The organism is Nocardioides psychrotolerans, from assembly GCF_900113685.1.
Lineage (GTDB): Bacteria > Actinomycetota > Actinomycetes > Propionibacteriales > Nocardioidaceae > Nocardioides > Nocardioides psychrotolerans.
Genome location: NZ_FOQG01000001.1, coordinates 337,570 through 351,016, shown reverse-complemented (window position 1 = coordinate 351,016; position 13,447 = coordinate 337,570). Strand labels below are relative to the sequence as shown.

The window sequence follows — 13,447 nt, the reverse complement described above, 5'->3', positions numbered from 1 at the left end:
CTACCGGTCGACGGCGTAGCGCACGCCGATCTGGCGTCGTACGTCGTCCATCTGGCGCATCAGGCTCAGCGTCTGGGCGTGCGGCACCCACGGGCTCTCGCGCAGCCCCTCGGTGAGGCACCGATCGACCTCGGCGATCTCGTTGCCGTAGCCCTGACCGATGACCGGCGCGGCGGCCTCGATGCGCTCGGGCTCGCCGCCGCCCGGCGTCCACACGGCGTACGTCGGGTGGTGGAACTGGGCGGGCACCTCCAGGCGACCCTCGTCGGTCGCGACCGCGGCGGTGCGTGCGGACCACGAGGTCATCGACGCGGCCATCAGGCCCAGCGCGCCCCCGGGGTAGCGCCCCGTCATTGCGACGTCGAGGTCGATGCCGGACTCCGACAGCACCGCGCTGGCCGTGAGGGACTCGGCTTCGCCCAGCACCAGGTGGCAGAACGTGAGGGGGTAGATGCCCATGTCGAGCAGCGCGCTCGCGCCGAGCGCCGGGTCCATGAGCCGGTGCTCGGGGCCCTGGTCGACGACGAAGCCGAGCTCGGCCGAGGCCTGGCGTGGGGTGCCGAAGCGCCCGGCGCGGATGCCGTCGACGAGGGTGCGGATCACCGGGTTGCAGGCGGTCCACATCGCCTCCATCAGGAAGCGGTCGTGCTCGGACGCCAGGCGCGCCATCTCCTCGGCCTGCGCGAGGTTGAGGGTGACCGGCTTCTCGCACAGCACGTGCTTGCCGGCCTCGAAGGCGAGGCGGGCGTTGTCGAGGTGCATCGAGTGGGGGGTCGCGACATAGACGACGTCGACGTCCGGGTCGGCGACGAGGTCTTCGTAGGAGCCGTGCGCGCGGCCGCCGTACTGGTCGGCGAAGGCCTGCGCGGCCTCGATCCGCCGCGAGCCGACGGCCACCAGCTCGGCGTCGGGCACCAGCGCCAGGTCGACGGCGAAGCTGTGGGCGATCTTGCCGGTCGCGAGGATGCCCCACCGGGTCTTATGAGCCATGGTCGTGACCCTAACCGGCCGCGTCCGGCGCGCCGCAGCCGAATCCGCGAGGCGAATGACATCCATGTGGTTCGTCACCTACAGTGGGCACACACGTCACCACACCGCACGGGAGACAGCGCATGGACGCCGCGAACGCCCTCAACAGCCACGAGCCCGAGGCACCGCTGACCCTGAGCGAGCGCGACCGCGAGATCCTCGACTTCGAGCGCCAGTGGTGGAAATATGCCGGCGCCAAGGAGACCGCGGTCCGCGAGAAGTTCGACATGAGCTCCACGCGCTACTACCAGGTCCTCAACGCGCTCATCGACCGTCCCGAAGCCCTCGAGGCCGACCCGCTGCTGGTCCGTCGGCTGCGTCGGCTGCGCTCCCAGCGCCAGCGCCAGCGCTCTGCCCGCCGACTCGGCTTCGAGGTCTGAGACGTGCGCCGCGCCCGTGACGAGCGCGGGGTGGTCTTCCCCTCGCCGGTCGTGATGCTCAGCATCATCGCGGTGGCCATGGCTGCCGTCGCCTTCGTGGCCACCCGTGGCGCCGAGCCCACCGAGCGCGAGGTCACCACCGTGGCCCGCAGCCAGGCGCCCTCGCCGAGCTCCTCGGCGAGCGCGACCCCGACGCAGAAGCCCAGACCGAAGCCGGTCGTGAACCGCGCCAAGACCTACGTCGAGGTCTACAACAACTCCGGCATCACCGGCCTCGCAGGCACGGTCGCGACCCGCACCACCGACGCCGGCTGGCAGGTCGTCGGCACCGACAACTGGTATGGGTCGGTCAGCGGCAACACCGTCTTCTTTCCCCCGCGACTCAAGGCCGAGGCCACGCTCCTCGCCCTCGACCTGGGCATCGACCGCACGGCCGTCGCCGTCGACCCGATGCGGCTGGACCGCCTGACCGTCATCATGACCGGCGAGCTCGGCTGACCTGACGTCGCCTGCTCGGTGGCGGGCGTGGTTGGGTTCAGGCGTGGAGTTCACGTCGATCGCAGGCGAGCAGAAGTACGCCGCGCTGGTGCGCGCCTCGGCCGAGGCGGTGATCGGCCTCGACTTCGACGGCACCCTGTCGCCCATCGTCGACGACCCGGCCCAGGCCCACATCCACCCCGACGCCGGTGAGGTCCTGCTTGACCTTGCCTCCCAGGTGGCCGCGATCGCGGTCATCACCGGACGCCCGGCGCGCCAGGCACTGGACCTCGGTGGGCTCGAGGAGGTCGGTAACGCCATCGGCGACGCGGGCAAGGAGCTCTACCTCTTCGGTCAGTACGGCAACGAGCGCTGGACCTCCACCCACCGCCGGGTGGTCGGTCCGCGACCCCCGACCGGCCTGGCGAGCTTCGAGCGGGAGCTCCCCCGGGCGTTGCGCCGGGCCGACGCGGCCGAGGCGCACCTCGAGGACAAGATCATCTCGGTGGCCATCCACACCCGCCGGCTGCCCGACCCCGACGCGGCGTACGCACGGCTGCTGCCGCTGGTCGAGGAGCTCGCCGCCCGCCACGACCTGGTCGTCGAGCCCGGCCGCAACGTTCTCGAGGTCCGCTCCGCAGGCATCCACAAGGGGTTGGTCGTCGAGCGCCTGACCGAGGAGCTCGGTGCCGGGGCCTTCCTCTTCGCCGGCGACGACCTCGGCGACCTCGAGGCCTTCGACGCCGTCACGGCCCTCGACAAGGGGGGTCTGCCGACGCTGCTGGTCTGCTCGGCCTCCGACGAGGAGAACGCGCTGGTCGCTCGCGCCGACGTCGTCGTCCACGGCCCCGACGGCGTCCTCGACCTGCTGCGCCAGCTCACCGCCGACGCGCGCGCGCTTCGCGCCTGACCCGTGAGCCACGTTCGCCCACGGAGAACAGCGGAACACCCCACCCAACCCGTGAGTTGAGTCGACACCACTCAAGAACAGGGCCAGCCGGCCCCGCACTCACCCCTAAGGGGCGCCCATGTCTCTCACCCGTCTGCCCGTCCTCTTCCTCGCCGACCTCGTCGTCCTGCCCGGCATGGTCGTGCCCATCGAGCTCGACGAGGCCGCGCAGGCCGCCGTCGACGCCGCCACGGCGGGCAGCGCGAGCCAGCTGCTCGTCGCGCCGCGGCTCGAGGACCGCTACGCGTCGTACGGTGTGGTGGCCACGATCGACCGCGTCGGCAAGCTCGCCGGTGGATCACCCGCCGCGGTCCTGCGGGCCGAGAAGCGGGCCCGCATCGGCGCCGGTGTCACCGGCCCGGGCGCGGCGCTGTGGGTCGAGGTCGAGCCGGTCGAGGAGACCGCCACCGACCACGCTCGCGAGCTCGCCGAGGACTACAAGCGCCTCGTCATCGCCGTGCTCCAGCGCCGCGAGGCCTGGCAGGTGATCGACTCGGTGCACCGCCTGACCGACCCGAGCGCGATCGCCGACGCGGCCGGCTACGCGCCCTACCTCACCGACGAGCAGAAGCGCGAGCTCCTCGAGACCCCCGACATCGAGCGGCGCCTCGAGACCGTCATCGCCTGGACCCGCGACCACCTCGCCGAGGCCGAGATCGCCGACCAGATCGGGGCCGACGTGCGTGAGGGCATGGAGAAGTCCCAGCGCGAGTTCCTGCTGCGCCAGCAGCTGGCCGCGATCCGCAAGGAGCTGGGGGAGGGCGAAGCCCAGCAGCCAGGAGGAGCCGATGACTACCGTGGTCGCGTCGAGACCGCCGACGTGCCCGACCACGTGCGCGCCGCGTTGCTGCGCGAGGTCGACAAGCTCGAGCGCTCCAGTGACCAGAGCCCCGAGACGGCCTGGATCCGCACCTGGCTCGACACCGTGCTCGACCTGCCCTGGGCGGTCCGCACCACCGACAGCACCGACGTCGCGGAAGCCCGCGCGGTCCTCGACGCCGACCACCACGGGTTGGAGGAGGTCAAGGAGCGGATCGTGGACTACCTCGCGGTGCGCTCGCGTCGCGCCGAGCGTGGCCTGGAGGTCGTCGGCGGTCGTGGCTCCGGTGCGGTGATCCTGCTGGCCGGCCCTCCGGGAGTCGGCAAGACCTCGCTCGGCGAGTCCGTCGCGCGGGCGCTGGGTCGTGAGTTCGTCCGCGTCGCCCTCGGTGGCGTGCGCGACGAGGCCGAGATCCGCGGCCACCGCCGCACCTACGTCGGCGCCCTGCCCGGCCGGATCGTGCGGGCGGTCAAGGAGGCCGGCTCGATGAACCCGGTCGTCCTGCTCGACGAGATCGACAAGGTCGGGGCCGACGGCCACCGAGGTGACCCCGCGGCGGCGCTGCTCGAGGTGCTCGACCCTGCGCAGAACCACACCTTCCGCGACCACTACCTCGAGCTCGACCTGGACCTCTCCGACGTGCTGTTCATCGCCACGGCCAACGTCGTGGAGCAGATCCCGAGCGCGCTGCTGGACCGCATGGAGCTGGTAGCTCTCGACGGCTACACCGAGGACGACAAGGTTGCGATCGCCCGTGACTTCCTGCTGCCGCGCCAGCTCGAGCGGGCCGCGCTGGCGCCCGACGAGGTCACCATCACCGACGCGGCGCTGCACGAGCTCGCGGCCGACCACACCCGTGAGGCCGGAGTGCGACAGCTGGAGCGGCTGCTCGCCAAGGCACTGCGCAAGGCCGCCACGCGCCTGGCCGTCACTGACGCGGAGACCGTCGCGATCGACGTACCGGTCCTGCGTGAGCTGGTCGGCCGACCGCGCTTCACCCCCGAGGCCCACGAACGTACGGCGGTCCCCGGGGTCGCCACCGGCCTCGCGGTCACCGGGCTGGGGGGAGACGTGCTGTTCATCGAGGCCTCGGCGCACGAGGTCACGGGGGCCGGGTCGGGAGGGTCCGGAGGACTGACCCTCACCGGTCAGCTCGGCGAGGTGATGAAGGAGTCGGCGCAGATCGCGCTGTCCTTCGTGCGCGCGCACGCCGACGACCTGGGCGTGGACCGCAGCTTCTTCGAGAAGGCGATCCACGTGCACGTCCCCGCCGGTGCCGTGCCCAAGGACGGCCCGTCCGCGGGTGTCACGATGGTGACCGCGCTGACCTCGTTGGCGACCGGGCGACCGGTGCGCAGCGAGGTCGGGATGACCGGCGAGGTGACGCTCAATGGCCGGGTGCTGCCGATCGGGGGCGTGAAGCAGAAGCTGCTCGCTGCCCAGCGGGCCGGCCTGACCGAGGTGTTCCTGCCGCAGCGCAACGAGCCCGACCTGGACGATGTGCCGGCCGAGGTCCTGGAGGCCGTCACCGTCCACCTGGTTGCCGACGTGCTCGACGTCGTCGCCGGGGCGCTCGCGCAGCCCGCGGTGGGGGAGGATCAGACGGTGGCGGCCGCCTGACCTGGTCGGGGCACGCGGCCGACGCACCGACGGATCGGACACTCAGATCCCAGCATCCGGACCCGATGTGCACATCGTGAGACGCGCCCGTATGGTTTCAAGCAGCTCATCAAGAGGGACTGAGGGTACGGCCCAGTGAAGTCCCGGCAACCGCCGCGTGCCCCCTGCCATCGTGCAGTCGCGGAAACGGTGCTAATTCCGTCCCGACGCGAAGTACGTGCCGGGGAAGATGAGAAGGAGGACGCATGAGCGCCGTCATCACCGAGCAGAGCCAGTCCGACACGACCCCGGTCCCCGAGGGCGCCACCGGCATCCGCGAGGGCGCCTTCGGCCATGCCACCGGCCTCTCGTGCCGCGAGTGCGGCCACGGTGTCGAGCTCGGTCCGTTCTATGCGTGTCCGGAGTGCTTCGGCCCGTTGGAGATCGCCTACGACTTCCCCGCCATCACCCGCGAGGAGATCGAGGCAGGCCCCGCCAACATCTGGCGCTACAAGGCGCTGCTGCCGGTCCCGACCGACATCGAGCAGAGCCCCAACATGGAGCCGGGGTTCACCCGGCTGCTGAAGGCCCACAACCTCGGCCGCGAGCTCGGCATCGACAACCTATGGGTCAAGGACGACAGCACCAACCCCACCAACTCCTTCAAGGACCGCGTCGTCGCCTGCGCCCTGAGCGCCGCGACCGAGTTCGGCTCGAAGGTCTTCGCCTGCCCGAGCACCGGCAACCTCGCCAACGCCGTGGCCGCCGCCGGGGCCCGCGCCGGGATCAAGACGGTCGTCTTCATCCCGAGCAACCTCGAGACGCCCAAGCAGGTCAACTCGGCCGTCTTCACCGAGTCGCTGGTCGCCGTCAACGGCAACTACGACGACGTCAACAAGCTGGCCTCCGAGATCGCCGGCGAGGAGGAGGGCTGGGCGTTCGTCAACGTCAACGTCCGCCCCTACTACGCGGAGGGCTCCAAGACGCTGGGCTACGAGATCGCCGAGCAGCTCGGCTGGCGCCTGCCCGACCAGGTCGTCATCCCGGTCGCCTCCGGCTCCCAGCTCACCAAGGTGCACAAGGCCTTCCAGGAGCTGGTCAAGCTCGGCCTGGTCGAGGACAAGCCCTACAAGGTCTTCGGCGCCCAGGCAGGCGGCTGCTCGCCCGTCTCGGCCGCCTACAAGGCCGGCGTCGACGCGATCCGGCCGGTCAAGCCCGACACGATCGCCAAGAGCCTGGCCATCGGCAACCCCGCCGACGGCATCTACGTGCTCGACATCTGCCGCGAGACCGGCGGCGCCGTCGAGGACATCACCGACGACGAGGTCCGCGAGGGCATCGTGCTGCTGGCCCGCACCGAGGGCATCTTCACCGAGACCGCCGGTGGCACCACCGTGGGCGTCCTGAAGAAGCTCGTCGAGACCGGCCAGCTCGACACCACCCTCGAGACCGTCGTCATCAACACCGGCCACGGCCTCAAGACCCTCGACGCCGTCTCCGGCATCGTGGGGCCGACCGCCACCATCGAGCCGTCCTACGCCGCGTTCGTCGCGGCCGGCATCGCCTGACCTTCCCCCGAGCAACCTAGGAGTCCTGCGCCGTGAGCGTTTCCGTCCGCGTCCCCACCATCTTGCGCACCTACACCGGTGGGAAGTCTGAGGTCTCCGCGTCGGGCGCGACGCTCGCCGAGGTCCTCGACGACCTGGAGGCCAGCTATGCCGGGATCAAGGCGCGCATCCTCGACGACAAGGGCGCGCTGCGCCGGTTCGTCAACGTCTACGTCGGCAACGAGGACGTGCGCTTCCTCGAGAACCTCGACACGCCCACCCCCGACGGCACCCAGGTCTCGGTCATCCCTGCCGTCGCCGGCGGCTGATCGCTCTCACAGGTCCGCGCGCCGCCGCTCCAGGTGGCGTTGCTCCGCAGCGTTGCTGCACACCACCAGCGCCTCGTCGTACGACGAACGCGCGAGGTCGGCGAGCCCCGCGCGCGCCGCGAGCTCGGCGCGGGCGGCCGGGAGTCGGTGACCCGGCACGACCAGGAGTTTGAGCAGGGCGAGGTCGGCACGTCGATCAGGTAGAAGCCACCCAGCTGCTCGACGGTCTCGGCGAAGGGTCCTGCCGCGTCGGGTTGGCCGGGCCGCGACGTCACGGCCTCGTCCACGGTCGCCCAGCGCTCGAAGTGGTCGGCCTCCGCGAGCATGACGAGGACGTTCATGACGCGCTCGGCGAGGGGAGGAGTGTGAGGTGCTGGGGCATGCCGGGCCTTCTGGTGGGGACGATGAGGATTCTGTCACCGAGATGACGCGCGGGGGAGACCTGGATCGACAGCGATCGAGCGTGGGCACCGACCGATTTTCCCAGGCCCGCCGGTAGTCTGCACCGAGCCGTTCAGCCTGCCGAGGAGCCCGTGTGACCACCAGCCCGACCGACAGCCCGACCGACAGCCCTGCCGTCGCCCTCTACCTCGACGTCATGGCCAAGATGTTGACGCGCTACGAGTTCGAGGGGCGCAACGTCACGGTCAAGCTGCCGTCGCGCTCCTACGAGTCCTACCTGTGGGACCTCGTGCGCGGTGCGATGAAGGGGCGCGACATCCGGATGGTCGAGTCCGGCGAGTTCGACCGCGAGGCGCGCGAGGTCGGCCGCGACTGGCCGGCCGACGCCGAGACGATGATCGGCATGAAGCGCATGGCCAACGTGCGCGCCTGCGTCGAGAGCGTCATCGTCGACGGTGTCCCCGGTGACCTGATCGAGACCGGCGCCTGGCGCGGCGGCTCCACCATCTACATGCGCGCGATCCTCAAGGCGCACGGCGAGACCGGCCGCACGGTCTGGGTGGCCGACTCCTTCGAGGGCCTGCCGGCCTACGACGGCCGTTACGAGGCCGACGCCGGCGACCAGCACCACACCCGCGACGAGCTCGCGATCTCGGTCGACGACGTCCGCGACAACTTCCGTCGCTACGACCTGCTCGACGAGCAGGTGCAGTTCCTCGTCGGCTGGTTCTCCGACACCCTGCCCACCGCCCCGATCGAGCGGCTCGCAGTGCTCCGCCTCGACGGCGACATGTACTCCTCGACGATGGACGCGCTCGACGCCCTCTACGACAAGGTGTCGGTCGGCGGCTACGTCATCGTCGACGACTACGGCGCGGTGCCCGCCTGCGCCAAGGCGATCCACGACTTCCGCGACGCCCGCGGCATCACCGACCCGATCGAGGAGATCGACTGGGCCGGGGTCTTCTGGAGGAAGTCGTGAGCGACACCGAGGCCGGGCTGAAGAAGCTCGAGGACGAGCTCGTCCGCGCGCGCCGCTTCGGGTCCCGCGCGACCAAGGAGCTGCACGCCCGTGTCGTCAAGGACCTCCGTGCCGCCGAGGGTCGGGCGCGCCGCGCCGAGCAACGCGCCGCCGAGGCGATGAAGCGCGCCACGCAGGCCGAGCAGAAGGCCACCCGGGCCGCCAAGCGCGCCCAGCGAGCCGAGCGTGAGCTCGCCGCGGTCAAGGACAGCACCAGCTGGAAGGTCGGCCACGCGGTCGTCTCCGTCCCTGCTCGCATCAAGCGCAAGCGCTAACCCCATGCCGGTCGAGCCCACCGATCCCCGGGTCCTCCTCGTCACCTGCAGCACCTTCCCCGAGGGCGAGCCGGGCCACGAGCACCTCGACGCCGCGCTCACCGAGCGCGGCATCAGCAGCCAGTGGGTGTCCTGGGACGATCCGTACGTCGACTGGAGCAGCGCCGAGCTGGTCGTGGTCCGCTCCACGTGGGACTACGAGACCCGGCTGGTCGACTTCCTCGGCTGGGCCGGCGGGGTCGGCTCGCGCCTGGTGCACGGGGTGGACGTCTTCCGGTGGAACACCGACAAGTCCTACCTCGTCGAGCTCGCCGCCCACGGCGGCGTGCCCGTCGTGCCGACCGTCTCGGTCGACGACCCCGTCGACCTCCGCGCCGCCATCGCCCGCCACCAGCCGGCCGTCGTGAAGCCGCGCGTCGGCGCGGGAGGGCGCGGCATGGTCGTGGTCTACGACGCCGGGAGCTGGCTGCCCGTCGATCCGGGGCCGTGGATCGTGCAGCCGTTGGTCGAGTCGGTGATGGCGGAGGGGGAGCAGTCGGTCTTCGTGCTCAACGGGCGGCCGGTCAGCCAGGTACGCAAGATCGCCGGCAAGGACGACTACCGGGTGCACGAGTGGTACGGCGGTACGTCGTATGAGACCCCGCTCGACCCCGAGGCGGCGCTGCTCGCCGCCCGCACGGTCGCGGTGACCACCGAGATCCTCGGCGCGGAGCTGGTCTATGCGCGGATCGACCTGATGTGGCACGACGGTGGGCTCGTGGTCAGCGAGGTCGAGATCACCGAGCCCGGTCTCTACCTCGACCACGTCCCCGACAACGCCCGTCACTTCGCCGACGCGCTGGCGGCCCGGCTCTGATTCGTTTGCACTCGCCGGGGTCGAGTGCTAGACATGAGGCTGGCACTCTCGTCATGAGAGTGCTGACCCCCGGCCGGGGGAGTTGAGGTCAGAAGCGTCGGCGAGAAGGGTTCGCCGGGTCAGCCTGACCGTCCGTCGCGGGCGACGATCCTGGCCGTCCACAACTCTTGATTGCGAAGGATCGCAGGAGTTATGTCGAAGCTGATTGCTTTCAACGAGGAAGCCCGACGCGGCCTGGAGCGTGGCATGAACACGCTCGCAGACGCCGTCAAGGTCACCCTCGGTCCCAAGGGCCGCAACGTCGTGCTCGAGAAGAAGTGGGGTGCGCCCACCATCACCAACGATGGTGTGAGCATCGCCAAGGAGATCGAGCTGGAGGACCCGTTCGAGAAGATCGGGGCCGAGCTCGTCAAGGAGGTCGCCAAGAAGACCGACGACGTGGCCGGAGACGGCACCACGACGGCGACGGTCCTCGCCCAGGCGATGGTCCGCGAGGGTCTGCGCAACGTGGCCGCGGGTGCCAACCCGATGGGCCTCAAGCGCGGCATCGAGGCTGCGGTCACCGCCGTCTCGGAGCAGCTCTCCAGCATGGCCGTCGAGATCGAGACCAAGGCGCAGATCGCGTCGACGGCCTCCATCTCGGCTGCTGACACCACGGTCGGCGAGATCATCGCCGAGGCGATGGACAAGGTCGGCAAGGAAGGCGTCATCACCGTCGAGGAGTCGAACACGTTCGGCCTCGACCTCGAGCTCACCGAGGGCATGCGGTTCGACAAGGGCTACATCTCGGCCTACTTCGTCACCGACCCCGAGCGGATGGAGACGGTCCTCGAGGACCCCTACGTCCTGATCGCCAACCAGAAGGTCTCCAGTGTCAAGGACCTGCTGCCCCTCCTCGAGAAGGTCATGCAGTCCGGCAAGCCGCTGCTGATCCTCGCCGAGGACGTCGACGGCGAGGCCCTGTCCACGCTGGTCGTCAACAAGATCCGTGGCACCTTCAAGTCCGTCGCCGTCAAGGCTCCGGGCTTCGGTGACCGCCGCAAGGCCATGTTGCAGGACATCGCGATCCTGACCGGCGGCCAGGTCATCTCGGAGGAGGTCGGCCTCAAGCTCGAGTCGACCGGCATCGAGCTGCTCGGCCAGGCCCGCAAGGTCGTCATCACCAAGGACGAGACCACCATCGTCGAGGGCGCTGGTGACGCCGACCAGATCGCTGGTCGGGTCAACCAGATCCGCGCCGAGATCGAGAAGTCGGACTCCGACTACGACCGCGAGAAGCTGCAGGAGCGCCTGGCCAAGCTGGCCGGCGGCGTTGCGGTCATCAAGGTCGGCGCGGCCACCGAGGTCGAGCTCAAGGAGCGCAAGCACCGCATCGAGGACGCCGTTCGCAACGCGAAGGCCGCCGTCGAGGAGGGCATCGTCGCCGGAGGTGGCGTGGCGCTCGTGCAGGCCGCGGACCTGGCGTTCGCCAAGCTGGACCTCGAGGGTGACGAGGCGACCGGTGCCAACATCGTGCGTTTCGCGACCGAGGCCCCGCTCAAGCAGATCGCCATCAACGCCGGCCTCGAGGGCGGCGTCGTGGCGGAGAAGGTGCGCAACCTGACCCCCGGACACGGCCTCAACGCCGCGACCGGCGAGTACGTCGACATGATCGCCGAGGGCATCATCGACCCGGCGAAGGTCACGCGCTCCGCGCTGCAGAACGCCGCCTCCATCGCGGCGCTCTTCCTCACCACCGAGGCCGTCGTGGCCGACAAGCCGGAGAAGGCGGCGCCCATGGGCGGCGACCCGTCCGGTGGCATGGGCGGCATGGACTTCTGAGCACCCCCTGCCCGCGCTCGCGCGGGTGGAGCTGAAGTCCAGCTCACAGCACCAGCACCAGCCAGCAGGGCCTCCGCTTCGGCGGGGGCCCTGTCGGCGTGCGTGGACGCGGCGTACGACGGCACGTCGGTGCCGTGTGTGAGGCTGGAGCCGTGGCCGACGAGGAGACCAGCGCAGCGGAGCGTCGAGCGCGCTTCGAGGCGCTCGCGCCCGAGCTGGTGGAGTCGCTGCGGCGGTTCCTTGCCCGACGCACGGACACCGCCACGGCCGACGACGTGCTCGCCGAGACCCTGCTGGTCTGCTGGCGCCGGCTCGACGAGGTGCCCGACGCGGCGCTGCCGTGGGCCTACGGCGTGGCGCGGCTGTGCCTGGCCAACGCCCAGCGGGGCGCGCGGCGCCAGGAGCGGCTGGCGGCGCGGGTCGCGGTGGTGGACCCACCGGCTCAGAGCGTGCCGGGGCCGGGGGCGGACGACGGTGACCCACGCCTCGACGAGGCGTTGGCCGGCCTGACGGGGGCCGAGGCGGAGCTGGTCCGGCTGTGGGCCTGGGAGCAGCTCACCCCCACCGAGATCGCCGCGGTCCTCGACGTGACGCCCAACGCCGTGAGCATCCGGCTGCACCGCGCCCGAGCCAGGCTCCGAGACGGCCTGCGAAAGATCGACGGACTGGCCGGACATGAAGGGTCGAGAGAGGGGAGGACGCCATGACCGACGACGAGCTGCAGCAGCGACTGCAGGCGCACGACCCGGCGGCCTCCCTCCCACCGGCCGACCCCACGTGGGTGGCCCGACTCCTGGAGGACGCCATGAGTGCAGACCAGAGCACCGAGAGCCCCGGCACCCGTGGCGACAGCCTGGCGGAGACCCGCGAGAGCGGGACCCGTCACCGCAGCCCGCTCACCTGGCTCGTGGCGGCGGCCGCCGCCGTCCTGATCGGCGGGGTCGGGGTCTTCGGCCTCCTCAACAACGACCGCGAGTCCGGCCAGGTGCCCTCGGCCGGCCCCGGCCCCGGCGCCTCCGTCTCGGGGGCCCCGACCGTCACCGAGCTGGCCGCCGGTGCACCCACGCAGGGACGGTGCATGGTGCCCAGCGCCGAGGTGCTGTCCAACGCCCAGGTGGCGTTCTCCGGCACCGTCGAGGCCGTCGGTGCCGACGTGGTGAGCCTGACGCCCGACCGCTTCTACGCCGGTGAGGTCACCGACGTGGTCGAGGTTCGCACGGAGCCCGCGATGATGCAGGCCCTCGTGGGCGTCGTGGACTTCCAGCCGGGCCAGCGCTACCTCGTGGCCGCCACCGGTGGCGAGGTCATGGTGTGCGGGTTCAGCGGGGCCTTCGCCCCGCGTCTCGAGTCGCTCTACGTCGCAGCCTTCCCGGGGTGAGTGTCGAGGGAGTCCTCCTGGCGGCAGGCGCCGGCAGCCGCATGGGCATGCCCAAGGCCCTGGTCCACGACGAGGACGGGGGCCCGTGGGTCGCCCGCGGCGTCCAGAGCCTCATCGACGGCGGGTGCGACCGGGTCACCGTCGTCCTCGGTGCCTGCGCCGACGAGGCCGTGCGCCTCCTCGACGGGCTGGGTGTCGACGTCGTCATCGCCTCCGACTGGGCCGATGGCATGTCCGCCTCGCTGCGCGCCGGTCTCCGCGCCCTGCCCGAGGACGGGGAGGCGGCGATGGTCCTGCTCGTCGACCTGCCCGACGTCACCGCCGACGTCGTACGACGAGTGGTCGCCGCCGGCACTGATCGCGCCGACCTGCGCCGTGCGGCCTACGACGGTCGGCCCGGACACCCGGTGCTGATCGGCCGCGAGCACTGGGCCGGCGTGCTGGCCGAGGCGAGCGGCGACGAGGGTGCCCGCTCCTACCTCGCTGCCCACGAGGTCGACCTGGTCGAGTGTGGCGACCTCGCGACCGGCCACGACGTCGACGCCCGCTGAGCGGCACGGCGCC

The 13,447-nt window shown here is 71.1% G+C and carries 15 protein-coding genes and 1 riboswitch; of the genes, 13 read left to right on the top strand and 2 right to left on the bottom strand.

All coding sequences use genetic code 11. From position 1 onward, the window contains the following. Entirely contained in the window at window positions 1-990 is a 990-nt protein-coding gene (locus BM204_RS01675; protein ID WP_091109868.1) for a Gfo/Idh/MocA family protein, read from the bottom strand. A gap of 122 nt (window positions 991-1,112) precedes the next feature. On the opposite strand from BM204_RS01675, the gene BM204_RS01670 reads away from it, so the two are divergent. The 6 genes from BM204_RS01670 to BM204_RS01645 all read left to right on the top strand — a co-directional run bounded on the left by BM204_RS01670 (window position 1,113) and on the right by BM204_RS01645 (window position 7,130). Further along, window positions 1,113-1,409 (top strand): DUF3263 domain-containing protein, encoded by a 297-nt coding sequence (locus BM204_RS01670; RefSeq protein WP_091109866.1) that lies wholly within the window; start codon window positions 1,113-1,115, stop codon window positions 1,407-1,409. Window positions 1,410-1,412: 3 nt separating this feature from the next. Continuing rightward, window positions 1,413-1,907: a LytR C-terminal domain-containing protein gene (locus tag BM204_RS01665; protein WP_246165751.1), complete on the top strand. Its 495-nt coding sequence runs from the start codon at window positions 1,413-1,415 to the stop codon at window positions 1,905-1,907. Window positions 1,908-1,950: 43 nt separating this feature from the next. Continuing rightward, on the top strand, window positions 1,951-2,796 hold the full coding sequence (gene otsB, locus BM204_RS01660) for a trehalose-phosphatase (protein WP_091109864.1): 846 nt from the start codon (window positions 1,951-1,953) through the stop codon (window positions 2,794-2,796). Between the two features lie 118 nt (window positions 2,797-2,914). Then, complete coding sequence (lon, locus tag BM204_RS01655) at window positions 2,915-5,275, top strand: endopeptidase La (protein WP_091109863.1); 2,361 nt, start codon at window positions 2,915-2,917, stop codon at window positions 5,273-5,275. Window positions 5,276-5,378: 103 nt separating this feature from the next. Beyond that, window positions 5,379-5,511: riboswitch (SAM riboswitch) on the top strand. A 9-nt stretch (window positions 5,512-5,520) separates the two neighbouring features. Further along, a complete protein-coding gene (gene thrC, locus BM204_RS01650) occupies window positions 5,521-6,822 on the top strand; it encodes a threonine synthase (RefSeq protein ID WP_091109861.1) in 1,302 nt (433 codons plus the stop codon). 32 nt (window positions 6,823-6,854) lie between these two features. Continuing rightward, window positions 6,855-7,130 (top strand): MoaD/ThiS family protein, encoded by a 276-nt coding sequence (locus BM204_RS01645; protein ID WP_091109859.1) that lies wholly within the window; start codon window positions 6,855-6,857, stop codon window positions 7,128-7,130. A gap of 6 nt (window positions 7,131-7,136) precedes the next feature. On the opposite strand, the gene BM204_RS23110 is transcribed toward BM204_RS01645, so the two are convergent. Further along, on the bottom strand, window positions 7,137-7,289 hold the full coding sequence (locus BM204_RS23110; RefSeq protein ID WP_246165755.1) for a hypothetical protein: 153 nt from the start codon (window positions 7,287-7,289) through the stop codon (window positions 7,137-7,139). Window positions 7,290-7,665: 376 nt separating this feature from the next. Here BM204_RS23110 and BM204_RS01640 point away from each other — a divergent pair, with 376 nt between their 5' ends. The 7 genes from BM204_RS01640 to BM204_RS01610 all read left to right on the top strand — a co-directional run bounded on the left by BM204_RS01640 (window position 7,666) and on the right by BM204_RS01610 (window position 13,434). Further along, the gene (locus BM204_RS01640; protein ID WP_218031108.1) at window positions 7,666-8,514 is read left to right on the top strand and encodes a TylF/MycF family methyltransferase; all 849 of its coding nucleotides are present in this window, start codon (window positions 7,666-7,668) and stop codon (window positions 8,512-8,514) included. After that, on the top strand, window positions 8,511-8,828 hold the full coding sequence (locus BM204_RS01635) for a hypothetical protein (protein WP_091109858.1): 318 nt from the start codon (window positions 8,511-8,513) through the stop codon (window positions 8,826-8,828). Before BM204_RS01640 ends, BM204_RS01635 begins: the two co-directional genes overlap by 4 nt. Before the next feature lie 4 nt (window positions 8,829-8,832). Then, the gene (locus BM204_RS01630) at window positions 8,833-9,684 is read left to right on the top strand and encodes an ATP-grasp domain-containing protein (protein WP_091109856.1); all 852 of its coding nucleotides are present in this window, start codon (window positions 8,833-8,835) and stop codon (window positions 9,682-9,684) included. A gap of 192 nt (window positions 9,685-9,876) precedes the next feature. Continuing rightward, on the top strand, window positions 9,877-11,505 hold the full coding sequence (gene groL / locus BM204_RS01625; protein WP_091109854.1) for a chaperonin GroEL: 1,629 nt from the start codon (window positions 9,877-9,879) through the stop codon (window positions 11,503-11,505). Between the two features lie 152 nt (window positions 11,506-11,657). Beyond that, window positions 11,658-12,212, top strand: coding sequence for an RNA polymerase sigma factor (locus BM204_RS01620; RefSeq protein ID WP_091109852.1), 555 nt, complete (start codon window positions 11,658-11,660; stop codon window positions 12,210-12,212). Beyond that, window positions 12,209-12,883, top strand: a complete 675-nt coding sequence (locus tag BM204_RS01615; protein WP_091109850.1) for a hypothetical protein — start codon at window positions 12,209-12,211, stop codon at window positions 12,881-12,883. Before BM204_RS01620 ends, BM204_RS01615 begins: the two co-directional genes overlap by 4 nt. Then, window positions 12,880-13,434 carry a nucleotidyltransferase family protein gene (locus BM204_RS01610; protein WP_091109848.1) on the top strand — a complete coding sequence of 185 codons (555 nt, stop codon included), beginning with the start codon at window positions 12,880-12,882 and terminating at the stop codon, window positions 13,432-13,434. The genes BM204_RS01615 and BM204_RS01610 overlap by 4 nt, the downstream gene beginning before the upstream one ends. Window positions 13,435-13,447 lie beyond the last annotated feature (13 nt).

Bases quoted from the DNA above. Each gene is read 5' to 3' on its own strand.
- BM204_RS01675 (WP_091109868.1), bottom strand. From the start codon at position 990: ATGGCTCATAAGACCCGGTGGGGCATCCTCGCGACCGGCAAGATCGCC.
- BM204_RS01670 (WP_091109866.1), top strand. From the start codon at position 1,113: ATGGACGCCGCGAACGCCCTCAACAGCCACGAGCCCGAGGCACCGCTG.
- lon (WP_091109863.1), top strand. From the start codon at position 2,915: ATGTCTCTCACCCGTCTGCCCGTCCTCTTCCTCGCCGACCTCGTCGTC.
- thrC (WP_091109861.1), top strand. From the start codon at position 5,521: ATGAGCGCCGTCATCACCGAGCAGAGCCAGTCCGACACGACCCCGGTC.
- BM204_RS01630 (WP_091109856.1), top strand. From the start codon at position 8,833: ATGCCGGTCGAGCCCACCGATCCCCGGGTCCTCCTCGTCACCTGCAGC.
- groL (WP_091109854.1), top strand. From the start codon at position 9,877: ATGTCGAAGCTGATTGCTTTCAACGAGGAAGCCCGACGCGGCCTGGAG.
- BM204_RS01615 (WP_091109850.1), top strand. From the start codon at position 12,209: ATGACCGACGACGAGCTGCAGCAGCGACTGCAGGCGCACGACCCGGCG.